Here is a 17417-nt window from a genome sequence, read left to right on the forward strand (position 1 = left end):
CGAAGTGAATCCGGGACAGATTTTACTGACAGCCTGCTTACAGGAGCGTTTGCACGATGAAGGCCTCAAAGGAATTCTGGGACAAGAGCGCACCCCGATATGCGAAAAGCCCGGTGCGGGACGAGGAAACCTACCGGAAAAAACTCGACATCACCCAAGGATATTTCCGGCCAGACTGGTCGGTACTGGAGTTCGGCTGTGGAACCGGCAGCACTGCCCTGGTTCATGCGCCCTATGTAAAAGAAATTCTTGCGACCGACATATCCGGCAAAATGCTGGACATCGCCACACAGAAAGCCCGGGATGCTGGTGTCGAGAACGTGCGCTTTCAGCAGGGCACCATGGAAACTCTGGCGCTGGAGGCGGAAACCTTTGATGCGGTGCTGGGGCTCAATATTCTCCATCTGCTGGAAAACCCCGAAACGGCGATTGCCCGGGTTCATGAACTGCTGAAACCCGGTGGCGTTTTTGTTTCCAGCACCGCCCTGGTGGGCGAACTGATGGTGCTCTGGCGGCTGTTGATTCCAGCCATGCAGGCGGTGGGGTTGGCGCCGTTCGTGAACCGCTTTAGCCGGCAATCACTGGTAGCGATGCTGGCCAAGGCAGGGTTCAGCATCGATTATGAATGGCAGCCGGGTAAGTCGTCAGTGTTTTTGGTGGCCCGGAAGTGACCCCGTCAACAGAGAACCCTGTTGGCTCAACGAGGATTTAGTATGGCAGAAGTCCCCCAAAAACAGTCCGGAACCAGCGGCTACTCCTGGAAACTGTCTGCCGTTGCAGCCGTGGCGTCTGTCATCGGCGCGGTAGTCTCGTTCGGGGAGGTGTCACCAATCATTACCGGGTTGATTCTCCTTGCCGCCGTTGGCTGGGGCTTTACCGCACGGGACAACAAACGAGCGGCGGAACAGGCAAAAGACGCACAGTAAACGACGTTCCTGAAAATTTTTCCTTCCCCTGTCGATTTCGTCCCGTCCCACGCGACTAACCAGTGAAACCACCAACAATCACTGGAGAACGACGACATGAAATACATGCTGATGCGCAAGGCCGATGCGGACACCGAGAATGGCGTAATGCCCACGGATGACCTCTTGCAGGCGATGGCGGACTATAACGAGCGTATGACGCAGGCAGGGGTGTTTACCGGTGGCGACGGTTTGTGGCCCACCCGCGAAGGCTGCCGCATTCAGTTCCGCAACGGTGAGCCAACTGTTGTCAACGGACCCTTCGAGCAGACCAGCGAGCTGCTGGCCGGCTACAGTGTGCTTGAGGTGGATTCTTTTGAAGACGCCATCGCCTGGGCAAAACAGTGGCCAAAAGAGGATGCTGGCGGCAATGTCACCCTTGAGTTACGCCGTTACTTTACGCTGGAGGATTTCGCGCCCAGCCCCGCACTTGAGAAGCATCGTTCGCAGGAAAAACTGCCACGGGAGATGAACGTGCACGTGGCGTTTGGCGGCAACTGCCGGGAAGCCATGGAATTCTATGCGAAGGTCACCGCCGGCACTCTGGAAGCCGTGATTACCTACGGCGAAACGCCAGCGGCAGAGGATGTGCCGAAGGAAATGCACGACCGCGTTGTTCATTCCTCCCTTAACATCCGTGGCCGTCGGCTGATGGGGGCGGATATGGCGGGAGACTGTTATCAGGCGCCGCAGGGTACGCAGATCCACCTTGAATACGATGATACCAAGCAGGCGGAGCGGGTTTTCCGGGCACTGTCCGAAGGAGGCGCAGAGATCATGCCGTTCGAACAGACCTTCTGGGCTCATCGTTTCGGAATGACCAAGGATCGATTTGGGGTCCAGTGGATGATCAGCAGCGGGCTTGAGCAGTGCCAGTAAATGACAACAACCGGGAGCCATACAATGACCAAGCGAGCGAAAAACACCATATGCCTCTGGTACAACGGCGATGCTGAGGAGGCGGCAAATTTCTACGCCAGAACCTTCCCGGATTCGTCCGTGGATGCTGTAAATCATGCGCCGGCAGACTACCCATCAGGCTCGGAAGGGGATGTACTGACGGTGGAGTTTACCGTGCTGGGCATTCCCTGCCTCGGGCTCAACGGTGGCCCCATCTTCACGCACAGCGAAGCGTTTTCATTCCAGGTGGCCACCGCGGATCAGGAGGAAACCGATCGCTACTGGAACGCGATTGTGGGCAACGGCGGCGAGGAAAGCGCCTGCGGCTGGTGCCGGGACAAGTGGGGTATTTCCTGGCAGATTACGCCGCAGGTGCTGTCGGACGCCATTGCCGACCCGGACCGCGCAACCGCGAAACGGGTTTTCGAGGCGATGATGACGATGGGTAAAATCGATGTTGCGGCTATTGAGGCGGCACGGCGGGGGTAGAAACACAGCCACGCCTACACAACCTCCGGAAACGCCGACACCAGGAAATCCACCAGCGCCCTCACCTTGGGAGTGACGAACTTGCGGGTGGGATAGACCGCGTACACACCCAGTTCGTCGGAGCGGTAATCCGGCATCAGCTCCACCAGTCGGCCTGCGTCCAGGTCATCCTGCACCAGAAAACTGGGCTGGTGGATCACACCTTGACCGGCCAGGGCGGCGGCACAGCAGGTTTCGCCGTTGTTGGCATGCATCCAGGGGCGTATCCGTGTGCTCACTGATCCATCGGGGCCGTCAAAATGCCAGTCGTTACCCGTGGCCAGGTTGCTGTAGGCGATGATCTTATGATGGATCAGCTCCTCGGGATGTTCTGGCATGCCGTGGGCGCTGAGGTATCCGGGAGAGGCGCATACAACAAGCCGCGTGGTGGTGAGACGCCGGCTGACCAGGGTGGAATTTCTCAAGCTGGCAATTCGGATCGCCAGATCAAAGCCTTCCTCAACAATATCCACAATGCGGTCGGACAGGTCGATGTTGAGTTCCACATCCGGATATTCACTATGAAACTGCCCCCACAAGGGCGCCAGGTGGCGAATGCCAAAGCTCACCGGGGCATTGATGCGCAACACACCCTTGGCGACGCCGCTGCGTGAGGTCAGTTCTGCCTCCGCCTCTTCCACTCCCGCCAGCAGTTCCCGGCATCGCACGTAGAACACTTCCCCTTCCGCGGTCAGCGACAGTCGCCGGGTGGTGCGGTGAAGAAGCCGCACCCCAAGCCGGGATTCGAGTTCACCAACGTAGCGGGATACGGCGGCTTTCGACATCCCCATTGCCTCCGAGGCGGCCACAAAACTGCTCTCGTCCACAACGGCGCAGAAGGTCTGCATCTCCAGCAATCTATCCATTCTATTGTTCCGATTTTTGAGACAGTTAATCCAATAAAAGCATGTTTATCCCAAAATAAGATATTCGTAAAGTATCCCCATGCTCAACGCACATCTCATACACAAGGAAACAGGATCATGAACAATACATTCCTCAACAAACTGCTCGACACCAACGCTGGCTGGGGCGCGCTTGCCCTGCGCATTCCCGTCGGCATCATTTTCGTGGCTCACGGCGCCCAGAAGCTGTTTGGCTGGTTCGGTGGCTACGGTCTGGAAGGCACTGGGCAGTGGTTGGATTCCATTGGCCTGAGCCCGGGTTACCTCATGGCTCTTCTGGCCGGTGGCACCGAGTTCCTGGGTGGCCTGGCGCTCATTATTGGGCTACTGGTTCGTCCCGCCAGTGCAGCACTGGCCTTCGCCATGTTGATTGCCATCTTCAGCGTGCATTTCCAGAATGGCCTGTTCATGAGCAACAACGGTTATGAATTCGCGCTGGCACTACTGGCGGCTTCAGCTTCCCTGCTGTTTAGCGGTGCCGGGCACGCTTCCGTAGACCGTTTGGCAACGAAATAAACAGGAGTATCGCGCCATGACCAGTCTGTTCGTATCCCACGGCGCTCCCACCTTTGCACTGGAGCCGGGCCTGGCAGGCCCGGCCCTCTCGCAGCTTGGAACGGAACTGCCCCGACCAACTGCGGTGCTGGTGGTGTCGCCCCACTGGATGACACAGGAAGTGCAGGTGGGGCTGTCAGAGGTACCGGCTACCATCCATGACTTTCGAGGCTTTGAGCCCGCCATGTACGAACTGGAGTACCCGGCGCATGGTCATCCCTCGCTCGCAAAGAAGGCTCTATCTCTGCTGGACAATGCCGGATGGAAGCCCGTCGCCGATGCCCAACGCGGTCTTGACCATGGTGCCTGGGTGCCGCTGACGTACCTTTACCCGGGGGCGTCGGTGCCGGTTTTCCAGGTCTCTCTGCCAGCGAACCTCGACAGCCAGTCCGCCTACCAACTGGGCCAGGTGCTGGCGCCGCTGCAAGAGGAAGGTGTGCTGATCGTCGGTTCGGGCAGTCTGACTCATAACCTCTACGAGGTACGCTGGAGGGATAACAACAGTGCAGAGTACGCAAAGGCCTTTAGCCAATGGGTTCGTGAAGCGGTTCTGGAGAACGACCAGGCACGCCTGATAAACACTCTGGCGCTCGCGCCCCATGCCCAACGCGCACACCCCACCACGGAGCACTTTCTGCCGTTGCTGGTTGCACTGGGTGCCGCTGGCCCCGACGCACGCGGCTCGGTCCTCGAGGGCGGCATTGAGCATGGTGTGCTGTCGATGGATTCCTTTATCTTTCGCAATGCCTGAAACCCGGAACCTTTGCTGCCGTATCTAATTCCGTTGCCCTGAACTGACCGATAACGGTAAAGTTCCTGCAGCAAAACGGACGCGGGGATGACCAGCCCCATGGATGCGGGTGGAATGTGACACTACAACGGCACAATCGATGGCCTGTATGGATAGCCCTGCTATCCATGCTGCTCATCTATCTGGGGCCATTGCTCACCAAAGCCCAGCTGCCCCAGCACGCCGAACCAACGCATCACTCTGCCGAGCCTTCCCATCACGCCAAGCACAAACGCCACGGCCACCCACCAGAGCACGCCCCCGACAAGCATTCTGACCCGCTCGAACACCTGGCCCATGGGGACTGTGGCTACTGCGTTTTGCTCACCAAACTGCCGGCCATGTCACCCCAGGGCGCCCAAGGTGCGCCTTCAGACCATCCTGGCAGCCGTCACCCTGCATCGCTGACCTCGATCTCTGCCCCACGGGGCATTCCAAGTTTTCCCAACGCGCCTGTTCGCGCCCCACCGCTCATCGTCTGACCTCCGCACTTTCCCTTTAAATCCGTAGTGAGGAAGACTATGAACGAATCACGCTCCACCGGCGCTGCGCGCTGGGGATACACTCTGCTTTTGCGCCTGCATTTCTACGCAGGACTTCTCGTTGGCCCGTTTATATTCGTGGCCGCCCTCTCAGGCGCGCTGTTCGCACTGACGCCACAGATTGAAAGCTGGCTCTACCACACCGAACTGACCACCGAGTTCACTGGCGATGCTCACCCACTGGCCGACCAGATCGGGGCTGCACGGAGCCATATTGGCAACGACGCCGCCCTCGCTGCAGTCCGCCCGGCACCAGAAGCGGGACAAACCACGCGGGTCATGTTTGTGGTGGAGGGCCTGCAACCCTACGAACATCAGGCAGTATTTGTGGACCCGGTTTCCCTGGCAATTCGCGGTGACCTGGTGGTTTACGGCACCAGCGGCACCCTGCCGTTCCGCATCTGGATCGATTATGTACACCGGCACTTACACTTGGGTGAGGTTGGTCGCTACTACAGCGAACTGGCCGCTTCCTGGCTCTGGCTGGTGGCACTGGGTGGCCTGTTCCTTTGGTGGCGACGCCGCTCAACCAGCCGAAGCGGCAAGGACACGGACCGAAGCACACTTCGCAAATGGCATAGTCGTATTGGCGTGGTGTTGTTGATGGCCTTTCTGTTCTTCTCGGTAACCGGCCTGACCTGGTCCAAGTGGGCCGGCGCCAACATTGCCGAACTGCGCGCGCAACTGGATTGGGGCACACCAGGGCTGAACACGCAGATCGTCGATTCAGCAGCCGCTCAGGCTCACAGCTATGGTGAACACGCCGGTCACGGAATGGCCATGCCAATGGCCGCGGGCAGGGACAACGCAGCCACCTACGATGCCGTACTGGCACGTGCCCGGGCTGCGGGCATCGATGCCGGCATGGTGGAAATCAAGCCGGCGGCAGACGCCAACCGCGCCTGGGTGGTTCGTGAAATCGACCGCAGCTGGCCGACACAGGTGGATATGGTGGCGTTTGATCCCAAGTCCATGACTGTGACCGACCGGGTGGATTTCGAAACCTTCCCGATCGCCGCCAAACTCACCCGCTGGGGCATCGACGCCCACATGGGCATTCTGTTTGGCCTGGCCAACGAGCTCTTTGTGGCGGCCTGCGCCTTGGGGCTGTGCGTGATGATCGCGTTGGGCTATCGAATGTGGTGGCTGAAGCGCCCGACGCGAGGGACATCCAATCAACGATCCGCCCAGCGGGTGTGGACAGAATTGCTCAAGGCACCGCCCCTGGCACTACTGACCATGGCGCTGATTGCGGTCGGATTGGGATGGTTTGCGCCGGTGATGGGCGTCAGTCTTGTGGTGTTTCTTGTTGTGGATGGGTTGCTGACCTTCCGGAGCTACAAGCAAAGCGAACAAGCAACCTCCGAATACAGTTGACAATCTCCTGCACCCTGTGATGTTATCACCGGTAACAATGTTATCGGTGATAACTTATGACTGTTAGCTCCACCCCACTCAAAACCAATTACCACCATGGTGACCTGCCTCAACAGGCGCACCAGTTAGCCCTCGAAATTCTGCGGGAACATGGCGATACGGCGATCAGCCTGCGGGCCCTGGCCAAGCAGATTGGGGTCAGTGCACCTGCGCTGTATCGACACTTCGTTGACCGGGACAGCCTGCTCGCAGAGCTCGCCACTACCGGTTTCAGTGCACTACGGGAACGACTGCTCGCCGTTGATCAAAGCGACCCCAGGCGGGCACTGATTGATATCGGCCTGGTTTACGTGTCGTTCGCCCGGGACGAACCCAATTTGTACCGGCTGATGTTTGGCGGGCGGGTGCTGCCCAAAGGCATTCACCCGCGCCTGGACACCGCCGGAAAGGGAGCTTTCCAAGTCCTGGAAGACACCATTGCACAAGCGCAGGCGGTCGATTACGTCAAACCGATTCCGTTGTCACTGATGACAGCTGCAGCCTGGTCCCTGGTACATGGCCTGTCCCAGTTGTCTATCGACGGGCACCTGCCCAGCACGAAGGCGGAACCTCACCTGACCGAAGGTGTTGTCACACTCCTGCTCGATGGCTCAATTGCCGAAAACAAACAACACAATAAGGACACCACATCATGAGTAGCCCCAAACCCAGTACTATCCGTGTCGGGCGCCGTTATCGCGCCAATCGTCTTGATGGCCACTACGACGCCATTGTCATCGGCTCCGGTATTGGCGGGCTTACCACCGCCGCCTGCATGAGCAAAATGGGCAAGAAAGTGGTGGTGTTCGAGCAGCACTACACCGCCGGGGGCTTTACACACAGCTACGATCGCAACGGCTACGAATGGGATGTAGGTGTGCATTACATTGGGGATGTGGGCGCGGACCACACCCTGAGCAAACGCCTGTTCGACCACATTACCGACGGCCAGTTGAAGTGGGCGCCCATGGACAGCCACTTTGACCGCATCTTTATTGGTAACCGCCACGTGGATCTTGTCGCCGGCCCGGACGCCTTCAAAGCAGAGTTGAAGAAGGAATTTCCCGGCGAGGAACAGGCCATAGATACCTACCTGGGTTATCTACGGCAAGTGGCCAAAGCCATGCCCGGGCTGGTGATCGGCAAAGTACTTCCGGACCTGGCAGCCGGGCCCCTGCGCAAGCTGGTCGACCGCACCGCACCTGCATTCCTCAACAAGCCTACACGAGAGGTTCTGGAGAGTCTGACCAACAACCAGGAACTGATCGCGGTGCTCACCGGCCAGTGGGGCGACAACGGCCTGCCACCAGCAGAATCCAGTTTCATCATCCACGCCCTGATTGCCCGCCACTACCTGTACGGCGGCTACTACCCCATCGGCGGTGCCTCTGAAATGGCGAAGACCATTATTCCGGTCATCCAGCAGAGTGGCGGGGAAGTGTTCACCTATGCCGACGTAAAAGAAATTCTGATCGAAAAAGGCAAGGCCGTGGGTGTGCGCATGGCAGACGGCGAGGACGTTCGTGCCCCGCTGGTGATCAGCAATGCCGGCGTATTCAACACGTTCGACAAACTGCTGCCGGAAACCTCACCCCACCGGGACTATTACCAGGAAAAGCTGAAAACCGTGGAACGCTCGATGGCCAGCAACTGCCTGTACATCGGCCTGGAAGATACCGCTGAGAACCTGAAGTTGCCGAAGACCAATTACTGGATCTATCCGGGCACCAACTACGAGAAGCAGGTCAGCGACTTTGTGGCCGCGCCGGACGAACACGACATTCCGCTGACGTACATCTCGTTCCCTTCCGCCAAAGACCCAAGCTTTGCCGAGCGCTATCCCGGCCGCGCCACGATCGAGATCGTCGCCCCCGGGCCTTATGACTGGTACGAGGACTGGGCGGACGAGACCTGGGGCAAGCGTGGTGACGAGTACGAGGCGAAGAAAGAAGCCTACGCCCAGCGGCTACTGGCGAAGCTGTATGAGAAGTTCCCGCATCTGGAAGGCAAGGTGGATTACTACGAGCTGTCGACGCCGCTGTCTACCGATTACTTCTGCCGCTACAGCAAGGGCGAGATCTATGGCCTGAACCATTCGCCCAGCCGCTTTGAACAGGACTGGCTGAAGCCCAAGACCCGCATTCCCGGCCTGTACCTGACCGGCCAGGATGTGATGACCTGCGGTGTGGCCGGGGCAATGATCGGCGGCCTGCTCGCCACCGTGGCGGTCAGTGGCCTGAAGGGGTTGCCGTTGGCGAAGAGGATGTTTGTGGGGTAAATCCTCACTCACAACATTCCAGCAACCGCGTGGCATGTTCCCGCAACGCATCCTTGAGCCCATCCGGCTTGAGGATGGTAAACCGGAACGGGAGCTGTGCCAGCCACCAGGAAAACCACTCAAAGCTGTCGGTTTGGGTGGTTAGCAACAAGCCATCTTCACGCTGTTCGAATCCCTCCGCACAGGAGGAGTGAAAACCAAACACGGCTGAGGCCGACTCACGGTCCGTATGGAGCACCAGCGATACCTCGTGGGTACTCCCCCAGGACAGGAAGCTCTCACTCAGGAAATCCGCCGCATCAAAATCCGGTGTCCGCTGAAAAGTGGCCGTTAACAGATGGACATGGCTGATGCGGTCCAGCCGGAACGAGCGCATGGCCTGGCGGAGATGGCAAAAGCCAGTTAAATACCAGCGCCCCTGACGGAACACCAGGCCGTAGGGATCCACGCTGCGGTCGATCCCGCCGTGGTCCGGGGAGTGGTAGGTAAACCCCACCGAGCGCATCGCTTCCGTGGCAACGGTCAGGGTTTGCAGGGCGCGGTCGTCCAGGCTGGGCTCGCCCCGGGGAAGGATCACCCGAGTGGTGTCGCTGACACCGCGTACCCGCTTTTTCAGGTTGGCCGGCATTACCCGTTCCAGCTTCGCCTGCACGCTGGCAATGGCCGGCGCCGCATCCGCCAGCCCAAGCTGTCGGGCGGCCAGCAGCCCGAGAGAAACCGCCAGGGTTTCCTCGTCGGTAAACATCATCGGCGGCAACTTGAAACCGGCCACCAGTCGGTATCCACCATAGCGCCCCTGCTCGGTCATCACCGGAATGCCCAGCTCTTCGAGCACTGTGATGTAGCGTCGGATGGTTCGCCGATCCACGCCCAACCGCTCCGCCAGTTCGGCACCGCCGATCTGACCGTGGGTCTGCAACAACTCCAGCACGGTTAACACACGCGTCGTGGGACCAGACATGGTCGCCTTCCTCCTGGCAGCTTTTCCGGTTATTTACATTAAAAATACATCTTCCCATTTATCTAGGACAGATATTGGCCTATTTCCACATTAATCTGATCTCGCAGTAACCCATTCCCCTGAAAACACAGGCTTGAAAAGGAGATCAGCATGTCGGAACTCACCTTTTACACCCACCCCATGTCACGTGGCCGCGTTGTGCGCTGGATGTTGGAAGAAGTCGGTATTCCCTACACGGTAGAGACGATGGATTTCGGCCCGGACATGAAAACCCCGGAATACCTGGCCATCAATCCCATGGGCAAGGTGCCCGCCATCAAACACGGCAGCACCATTGTGACCGAGGTGGCGGCCATCTGCGCTTACCTGGCGGACCAGTTCCCGGACAAGAAGCTTGCCCCACCGGCTGCCTCTCCGGAACGTGGCGCCTATTACCGCTGGCTGTTTTTCATGGCGGGCCCTTTCGAGATGGCTACCAGTGCGCTGGCCCACGGCTGGAAGATCGACAGCACAAACGTGCAGGCCGTCGGTTGCGGCCGGGTGGAAGACAGTATCAACACGCTGGAGAAAGTGTTGGGCAAGAGTCCCTACATTTGCGGTGACGCGTTTACCGCAGCGGATGTGCTGGTCAGCAGTTACCTGTGGTGGGAAACCATGCAGAAAAACATTCCGCCGAACAAGGTATTCCAGGAATACATCCAACGCACGGAAAGCCGGCCAGCGGCCAAGCGTGCCAATGAGCTGGATGATGCCCTGGTGGAGTCGATGAAAGCTGTCACAGCCTGACGATCAGGCGGTAGCAGCCGGCGATACTAGGCACAATCCGCCGGGGACATTCAGCACCCAGTCGCGGATAGCCAGTATCGTCGGGTCCTGCCGGCGGCTTTCCGGGTACACCAGATAGAAAGGCTTACCTTCAAGCTCCGGGCCGAAGGGCTGCACCAGCCGACCTTCGGCCAACTCATCCTCAATCAACGGCCGGCTCATCAACGCCACGCCCTGGCCACCTACCGCAGCGGAGATGGCGTGGGTTTCATCCGAAAACACCAACCCGGCACTGACATCCAACCCCGATATTTCCGCCTGTTTCTGCCAACCCGCCCAATCTATCGGGTTGACTATGGTCTGCTGGGGACGAAAGTGAATCAACGGATGGTTGGGCAGATCTTCAGGCCGTTTCAGCCCGAGGTAGGGGCTGCAAGCCGGTATAAACGTGTTATCGAACAGCTTCTCCGCGACCAAACCCGGCCAATGACCATCACCGTAGCGAACGGCGAGATCCGCCGTAACCCCGTCCAGGGCCACTGGTTCGTGTGAGGCGTGGATGCGCAGATCAATGTTCGGATGGCTGTCTCGCAACATGCACACCCAGGATAGCAGCCAACGTACCGCCACAGCCGGCGTGGTCGAGAGAGTAACCGCCTGGCGCGATGGCACCGCCTTCAGCCGCTCTATGGCATTGCCGATGTTATCGAACGCAGCCCCCAGCACCTCCTGCAGTTCTCGCCCTTGGGACGTCAGCACCAATTGCCGGGGTTTGCGAATGAATAGCTCAACCCCCAGTGCCTCCTCAAGCCCGCGAATCTGATGGCTGATGGCCGTGGCGGTCACCGACAGCTCCTGGGCAGCCTGCTTGGCACTCTCATGGCGGGCAGCAGCCTCAAAGGCTCGCAAGGCGGATAGCGAAGGCAGACGACGGGGGTTCATGGGTGAATTTGTCTCATCTATAGGTGCGAAAAATCATCGTTTGTGGCCCTTTAAGTATGGTTTTAGGCTTAATTCACTGTCAACAACAGATGAATTTACTTACAACCTGATGGAGCCCAAAATGACTCATATCCTGCAACTCGACGCCTCTGCCCGCCCTGGCCGCGCCGGCATCCACGAACACGGCTCCCACAGCCGCAGCCTGACACACCGGTTAGTTTCCCGGTGGCAGGCTCAACGCCCTGGCGATACCGTGACCTACCGCGATATCGGCGGCACGCCCCCATCCTTCATTGATCAGCAATGGATACAGGCGGCCTTTACTCCGCCCGAAAAGCACGAGCCCTGGATGAACGACACACTGGCAGAAAGTGACCAACTGATCGATGAACTGGTCGCCTCGGACATCCTGGTCATTGGTGCGCCACTCTATAATTTTGGTATGCCAGCGGCTCTGAAAGCATGGGTGGACCTGGTTGTTCGTATGGGCAGGACCGTGGAGTACGACCCATCCACCCCAGAAGCCCCCTTCACAGCACTGCTAGCAGACCGCCCCCGCCACGCGGTTATCCTGTCTTCCCGTGGCGGGGCTGGATTCGAGCCTGGAGGGGAGCTGGCACATATGAATCACCTTGAGCCAGGCCTGACCACGGTGCTTGAGTTTATAGGCATCACCAATGTGCACAGCATTGCCATTGAAAATCAGGAGGAAGGCGGCGAGGTGTTGGCGCAATCCGTTGCCGAGGCAGAACAACAGGTGGATGAACTGGTGCTGGCGTTGCAGGAAACACTCACCAAGGCGACACCTGCCATGACGTCGTCATCACTGGTAGGCTCGATGTAATCGCCAACAAGGACATTGCATGCTCTGCTTCAGCTATGGCTCCAACATGTCGCAACGACGACTCCAGGCCCGGGTTCCATCAGCCCGATACATAGCTGTCGCAGAGCTTACAGCCCATCGGCTCCGCTTCCACAAATCCGCCAGCGACGGCTCCGCCAAATGCAACGCGGAAGAGACCGGCAACCCGGGGGACTGGGTGACCGGCGTGGTGTACGAAATTGATGATTCAGAGAAACCAGACCTGGACCGGCATGAGGCATTGGGGTTTGGCTACGATGAGAAGCAGGTTGAGCTGAAAACCGAACAAGGCACCCTGCACGCCTGGATGTATTATGCCACCCGCATCAACAACTCACTTAAACCCTTCCACTGGTACAAGGACCACGTGCTCATCGGCGCCCGGGAAAACGGCTTGCCGGCGGACTACATTGCGCAGATTGAAGCCGTGGAGTCCCTTGATGACCCCAAACCAGAGCGGCACGCCCGGGAGCTGTCGATTTACAGCAACACATAGGCTGCCGGCTTCCTTACACCCCCAACCGATCCCGCAACGCGTAATACCAGGCCCCTATTGCCGTCAAAGGTATCCGAAACGCCCGCCCACCCGGAAACGGGTAATGCGGCAGGCTGGCGAAGGCGTCGAAACGCTCGGCCTGGCCCTGGATGGCCATTGCCAACGCCTTGCCCGCAACATGGGTAAAGGTTACGCCATGGCCAGAGCAGCCCTGGGAATAAAACACGTTGTTCTGCAGCCGGCCCATTTGCGGCAGGCGTGACAGGGTGAGCAAGAAGTTGCCGGTCCAGGCGTAGTCGATCTTCACATCGGCCAGCTGCGGGAACGTTTTCAGCATGTTGGGGCGAATCAGCCGTTCGATGTTGGCCGGGTCTCGGGCGCCGTAGACCACACCACCGCCGTAGATCAGCCGCTTGTCGCCGGACAGGCGGAAGTAATCCAGCAGGTAGTTGCAGTCTTCCACGCAGTTGTCCTGCGGCAGGAGTTGTCTGGCGAGGGCATCGTCCAACGGTTCGGTAGCGACGATCTGAGAGCCGCAGGGCATGGACTTGGCGCCCAGTTCCGGCACCAGTCCGCCGAGATAGGCATTGCCCGCCAGCACCACAAACCCTGCCCGCACTTCGCCTTGATCGGTTTTCACCGTGGCAGGTTGGCCATGAACAATGTCAGTAACGGCTGAATGTTCGTGGATCACGCCACCGAGGGATTCCAGGGCAGACGCCTCGCCCAGGGCCAGGTTCAGGGGATGAATGTGGCCCCCGGTGTGATCAACCGCGCCGCCGACGTAGCGCTCGGTGCCAACCCGGGCACGAATTCCTTCCCGGTCTAGCAGTTCCAGGTCCCCGTACCCGAACCGCCGCCAGAGTGCCTGTTGATCCTCCAGATGGACGAGCTGCCGTGCGTTCAGGGCCGCGAAAACGCCGCCCTCTTTCAGGTCGCACTGGATGCCGTAGTCCCGTACCCGTTGACGGATGATCTGGCTGCCTTCAAACGCCATGGACGCCAAGTGGGTCAGGTGATCCGCTGTGGTCTGGCGTTCGATTGCGTCGAGGTCACGGCTGAAGCTGTTGACGATCTGCCCGCCATTGCGACCGGAGGCACCCCAGCCCACGGTAACGGCTTCGAGCACCACCACACTGAAACCGGCTTCGGCCAGGAACAATGCGGTCGACAACCCGGTGTAACCAGCACCGACCACGCACACATCAGCCTCGCAAACGCCCTGAAGCGCCGGCCGTGTAGGGGCCGGATTGGCCGATGCCGCGTAATAGGATGGAACCGGGGAATGCTGGGTCATGGAGTTGTGCCAAATGGGTTATCAAAAAGGGTTCTTTGGCAGGCAATGAAAAGGGCAATCCTGTTGCCCGCCGAACTCAGTCTATGCCGGCTTTCAGCCCACGGGAAGACACGTTCTTGTACCTATATGGAAGGCCGTCGACGCGGCTCAAACACCTGCTATGATGACGCCATTCCTTTGCCTTCGAGGCCGCCATGTCTGACCCTGTATCCACCAATGCCATTTCCGGAACACCCACTAGCCAGCCCGAGTGGCAGGCAATGGCCGACACCCTCGCCATAGAGGGCCGCGCCTATGTAAAGGGCAGTTATCGCTGGGCGGTAAACGGTGAAACCTTTCCGTCGATCAGCCCGGTAAACGGCCGCGAACTGGCCCAAGTGGCCAGTTGCGACAAAGCCGATGCGGACAAAGCCGTAGCCATCGCCCGAAAAGTCTTTGAGCGCGGCGACTGGCGTGAGCTGGCCCCGGCCAAACGCAAAGCTGTGCTGATTCGCTTTGCGGAATTGATCGAAGCCCACGGCGACGAACTGGCCCTGCTGGATACCCTGGATATGGGCAAACCCATCAGCCATGCCCGTACGGTGGACGTACCGGCCACCGCCCGCGCCATACGCTGGACCGCCGAAGCCATCGACAAGGTGTATGGGGAACTCGCCCCCACGCCCCATAACCAGATCGGCATGATTTCCCGGGAGCCTATGGGTGTGGTGGCCGCCATCGTGCCCTGGAACTTCCCGATGATCATGGCGGCCTGGAAAATCGCGCCGGCGCTGGCCACCGGGAACTCAGTGATCCTCAAACCCTCGGAAAAATCGCCGCTCACAGCCATTCGCCTGGCGGCACTGGCCACCGAAGCCGGCATACCCGACGGCGTGTTCAACGTACTCCCCGGTTTCGGCCATACCGTGGGTAAGGCCCTGGCCTTGCACATGGACGTGGACTGCTTGGTGTTCACCGGTTCCACCAACGTGGCCAAGCAACTGATGGTCTACGCCGGCCAGTCCAACATGAAACGGGTGTGGCTGGAGGCCGGCGGCAAGAGCCCCAACATCGTGTTTGCGGATGCCCCGGACCTGAAAAAAGCCGCCGCCGAAGCCGCCAGTGCCATCGCCTTCAACCAGGGCGAAGTCTGCACCGCCGGCAGCCGTTTGCTGGTGGAGGAAAGTGTCCGCACCGAATTCGTTGGGCTGATCCGCGAGGCCCTGAAAACCTGGCGCCCCGGCCATCCACTGGACCCGGCAACCACCTGCGGCGCCATCGTCGACCAGGCTCAGCTTGATCGCATCATCGACTACATCGGCATTGGCCAGTCGGAAGGGGCAACACTGGTGGAAGGCGGTCAACGAGTGATGGCAGAGACCGGAGGTCTGTTCGTGCAACCCACGGTGTTCGATGGCGTGAACAACCGCATGCGCATTGCCTCGGAGGAAATCTTCGGGCCGGTGCTCTCGGTGATCGGTTTCACCACCGCCGAGGAGGCCATTGAGATTGCCAACGATTCCATCTATGGGCTCGCTGCCGCCGTGTGGACCTCCAATATCAATACCGCCCACAAAGTGGCCAAGGCACTGCGGGCCGGCAGTGTGTGGATCAACCACTACGACGGCGGCGACATGACTGCACCGTTCGGCGGTTTCAAGCAGTCCGGCAACGGGCGCGACAAGTCCCTGCATGCATTCGACAAGTACACGGAACTGAAGGCCACCTGGCTGGTGCTTGAATAGTTCCCACGAAAAACGGCGCCCTAAGGCGCCGTTATCGGATGACGGGAAGCAACTAAACCGTGTGCAGGTACCAGAGATATTCCAGATCCGAAATGGTCATCTCGAACTCGTTCAGTTCGTGCTCCTTGCAGGCGACGAACACATCCAGAAATTCCCTGCCCAGATAGTCCGCCATCACCGGCGACTGACCGAGTTCCCGCAACGCATCTCGCAGGTTATTCACCAGACTGGCTTCGTGCTGTTCGTGGGCATTGCCCACGGTGACCGGCGGTGGCTCGATGCGGTTGGAAATACCGTAGTGAATGCCCGACAACACCGCCGCCATCAGCAGGTACGGGTTGGCATCAGCACCCGCAACGCGGTGCTCAATCCTCAGCGCCTCGGGATCCCCACCCGGCAGGCGCAGGCTGGCCGTGCGGTTATCCACACCCCAGGTCGCCGCACTGGGCACGTAGTATTCCGGGCTGAACCGGCGGTAGGAGTTGATGTTCGGACAGAACAGCGCCATGGCGTCGTTCATGGTGGCCACCAGCCCACCAACGGCCCAGCGCAGCATGTCGTTGGGTTCCTCGGCGTCGCCGGCAAATACATTGCGCCCTTCCCCATCAACCAGGCTGACATGCAGGTGCATGCCGCTACCCGCCTGATTGTGGTACGGCTTGGCCATGAAGGTGGTGTCCATCTCATGGTCGTAGGCCATGTTCTTGATCAGGCGCTTGAGCAGGGTGGCGTGGTCGCAGGCCTGCACGGCGTCATCCACGTAATGCAGGTTCACCTCAAACTGGCCAGGGGCGGATTCCGCCACCAGGGCGTCCGCCGGCAACGCCTGTTCATGGGCCGCATCCAGCACATCCGCCAGGAATTCCGCGTATTCATCCAGGTCGTCAATGGAATAGGCCTGGGTGCCTGCCGGGCGCTTGCCGGAAATAGGTGATTTTGGGGGCTGGGGGCGACCGGCCAGGTTTTCCTGGTCGATGAGATAGAACTCCAGCTCATAGGCCGCCACCGGCGTCAGGCCCAGTTCTTCAAACCGCTTGACGATGCTCTGCAGCACCACGCGCGGGTCCGCAAAAAAGGGCGTCTCACGATCCAGCTCATACATGGTCAGCAGCAGTTGGCCAGTCGGCCGCTTCTGCCAGGGCTCCATGGTGAGAGTACCGTCGATGGGCAGGCACACTCGGTCCGCCTCGCCAATATCCAGGCCCAGACCGGTCTCTTCCACGGTAGTGCCCTGGATATTCAGGGCAAAGATGGACGCCGGCATCGCGATGCCCCGCTCAAACACCTTGGGCAGGGTTGAAGGGTCCACGCGTTTACCGCGGACAATGCCGTTCATATCCGGGATCAGCAGGTCAATAAACTGCAGCTCGGGGTGTGCCTGAAGGAATGCGTCAGCGCTCGCAAAACCAGAACCCATAAGGTCAGCCTTTCAAAACTCAAACAGGCCTGTGGCGAGGGGCCGGCACAGGAGATTTTCAAGGCTCCTTTATC

19 protein-coding genes are annotated in these 17417 nt (G+C 59.4%); 14 read left to right on the top strand and 5 right to left on the bottom strand.

Annotation, left to right across the window (positions count from 1 at the left end; genetic code table 11):
* Positions 1–56 precede the first annotated feature (56 nt).
* The 4 genes from B3M52_RS16715 (at position 57) to B3M52_RS16730 (ending at position 2354) form a co-directional block, all read left to right on the top strand.
* Positions 57–671 (top strand): class I SAM-dependent methyltransferase, encoded by a 615-nt coding sequence (locus B3M52_RS16715; RefSeq protein WP_036202545.1) that lies wholly within the window; start codon positions 57–59, stop codon positions 669–671.
* Positions 672–713: 42 nt separating this feature from the next.
* Complete coding sequence (locus tag B3M52_RS16720; protein WP_036202542.1) at positions 714–926, top strand: hypothetical protein; 213 nt, start codon at positions 714–716, stop codon at positions 924–926.
* Between the two features lie 96 nt (positions 927–1022).
* Complete coding sequence (locus B3M52_RS16725; RefSeq protein WP_036202540.1) at positions 1023–1844, top strand: YciI family protein; 822 nt, start codon at positions 1023–1025, stop codon at positions 1842–1844.
* 24 nt (positions 1845–1868) lie between these two features.
* Complete coding sequence (locus B3M52_RS16730) at positions 1869–2354, top strand: VOC family protein (protein ID WP_036202538.1); 486 nt, start codon at positions 1869–1871, stop codon at positions 2352–2354.
* 14 nt (positions 2355–2368) lie between these two features.
* Here the strand turns inward: B3M52_RS16730 and B3M52_RS16735 are convergent, their stop codons facing one another.
* Positions 2369–3259 (bottom strand): LysR family transcriptional regulator, encoded by an 891-nt coding sequence (locus B3M52_RS16735; RefSeq protein WP_036202536.1) that lies wholly within the window; start codon positions 3257–3259, stop codon positions 2369–2371.
* A 117-nt stretch (positions 3260–3376) separates the two neighbouring features.
* Here B3M52_RS16735 and B3M52_RS16740 point away from each other — a divergent pair, with 117 nt between their 5' ends.
* The 6 genes from B3M52_RS16740 to B3M52_RS16765 all read left to right on the top strand — a co-directional run bounded on the left by B3M52_RS16740 (position 3377) and on the right by B3M52_RS16765 (position 8879).
* A complete protein-coding gene (locus tag B3M52_RS16740) occupies positions 3377–3814 on the top strand; it encodes a DoxX family protein (protein WP_036202534.1) in 438 nt (145 codons plus the stop codon).
* Between the two features lie 16 nt (positions 3815–3830).
* Positions 3831–4604: a DODA-type extradiol aromatic ring-opening family dioxygenase gene (locus B3M52_RS16745; protein ID WP_075195392.1), complete on the top strand. Its 774-nt coding sequence runs from the start codon at positions 3831–3833 to the stop codon at positions 4602–4604.
* Positions 4605–4771: 167 nt separating this feature from the next.
* Positions 4772–5125 carry a DUF2946 domain-containing protein gene (locus tag B3M52_RS20040; protein WP_075195393.1) on the top strand — a complete coding sequence of 118 codons (354 nt, stop codon included), beginning with the start codon at positions 4772–4774 and terminating at the stop codon, positions 5123–5125.
* A 39-nt stretch (positions 5126–5164) separates the two neighbouring features.
* Complete coding sequence (locus tag B3M52_RS16755) at positions 5165–6562, top strand: PepSY-associated TM helix domain-containing protein (protein ID WP_075195394.1); 1398 nt, start codon at positions 5165–5167, stop codon at positions 6560–6562.
* 56 nt (positions 6563–6618) lie between these two features.
* A complete protein-coding gene (locus B3M52_RS16760; RefSeq protein WP_075195395.1) occupies positions 6619–7257 on the top strand; it encodes a TetR/AcrR family transcriptional regulator in 639 nt (212 codons plus the stop codon).
* On the top strand, positions 7254–8879 hold the full coding sequence (locus tag B3M52_RS16765; RefSeq protein WP_075195396.1) for a phytoene desaturase family protein: 1626 nt from the start codon (positions 7254–7256) through the stop codon (positions 8877–8879). The genes B3M52_RS16760 and B3M52_RS16765 overlap by 4 nt, the downstream gene beginning before the upstream one ends.
* A gap of 4 nt (positions 8880–8883) precedes the next feature.
* Here the strand turns inward: B3M52_RS16765 and B3M52_RS16770 are convergent, their stop codons facing one another.
* A complete protein-coding gene (locus tag B3M52_RS16770; protein ID WP_075195397.1) occupies positions 8884–9840 on the bottom strand; it encodes a helix-turn-helix transcriptional regulator in 957 nt (318 codons plus the stop codon).
* A gap of 150 nt (positions 9841–9990) precedes the next feature.
* Here B3M52_RS16770 and B3M52_RS16775 point away from each other — a divergent pair, with 150 nt between their 5' ends.
* A complete protein-coding gene (locus B3M52_RS16775; protein ID WP_075195398.1) occupies positions 9991–10626 on the top strand; it encodes a glutathione S-transferase family protein in 636 nt (211 codons plus the stop codon).
* Positions 10627–10629: 3 nt separating this feature from the next.
* On the opposite strand, the gene B3M52_RS16780 is transcribed toward B3M52_RS16775, so the two are convergent.
* Positions 10630–11547, bottom strand: a complete 918-nt coding sequence (locus B3M52_RS16780; protein ID WP_178380780.1) for a LysR substrate-binding domain-containing protein — start codon at positions 11545–11547, stop codon at positions 10630–10632.
* A gap of 121 nt (positions 11548–11668) precedes the next feature.
* Between B3M52_RS16780 and B3M52_RS16785 the strand changes: the two genes are divergently transcribed.
* Together B3M52_RS16785 and B3M52_RS16790 are read left to right on the top strand one after the other, a co-directional pair.
* Positions 11669–12391, top strand: a complete 723-nt coding sequence (locus tag B3M52_RS16785) for an FMN-dependent NADH-azoreductase (protein ID WP_075195400.1) — start codon at positions 11669–11671, stop codon at positions 12389–12391.
* 19 nt (positions 12392–12410) lie between these two features.
* Positions 12411–12905: a gamma-glutamylcyclotransferase family protein gene (locus tag B3M52_RS16790; protein WP_075195401.1), complete on the top strand. Its 495-nt coding sequence runs from the start codon at positions 12411–12413 to the stop codon at positions 12903–12905.
* A 13-nt stretch (positions 12906–12918) separates the two neighbouring features.
* Here the strand turns inward: B3M52_RS16790 and B3M52_RS16795 are convergent, their stop codons facing one another.
* Positions 12919–14202 carry an NAD(P)/FAD-dependent oxidoreductase gene (locus tag B3M52_RS16795; protein WP_075195402.1) on the bottom strand — a complete coding sequence of 428 codons (1284 nt, stop codon included), beginning with the start codon at positions 14200–14202 and terminating at the stop codon, positions 12919–12921.
* Positions 14203–14462: 260 nt separating this feature from the next.
* Here B3M52_RS16795 and B3M52_RS16800 point away from each other — a divergent pair, with 260 nt between their 5' ends.
* Positions 14463–15926 (top strand): aldehyde dehydrogenase, encoded by a 1464-nt coding sequence (locus tag B3M52_RS16800; RefSeq protein ID WP_371915662.1) that lies wholly within the window; start codon positions 14463–14465, stop codon positions 15924–15926.
* Positions 15927–15978: 52 nt separating this feature from the next.
* Here B3M52_RS16800 and B3M52_RS16805 read toward each other — a convergent pair whose 3' ends face one another.
* Positions 15979–17343: a glutamine synthetase family protein gene (locus B3M52_RS16805; RefSeq protein WP_075195404.1), complete on the bottom strand. Its 1365-nt coding sequence runs from the start codon at positions 17341–17343 to the stop codon at positions 15979–15981.
* Between the last annotated feature and the right edge of the window lie 74 nt (positions 17344–17417).

Origin of the sequence: Marinobacter sp. UBA2688, assembly GCF_002352785.1 — a bacterium.
In the GTDB taxonomy this organism is placed as follows: domain Bacteria; phylum Pseudomonadota; class Gammaproteobacteria; order Pseudomonadales; family Oleiphilaceae; genus Marinobacter; species Marinobacter salarius.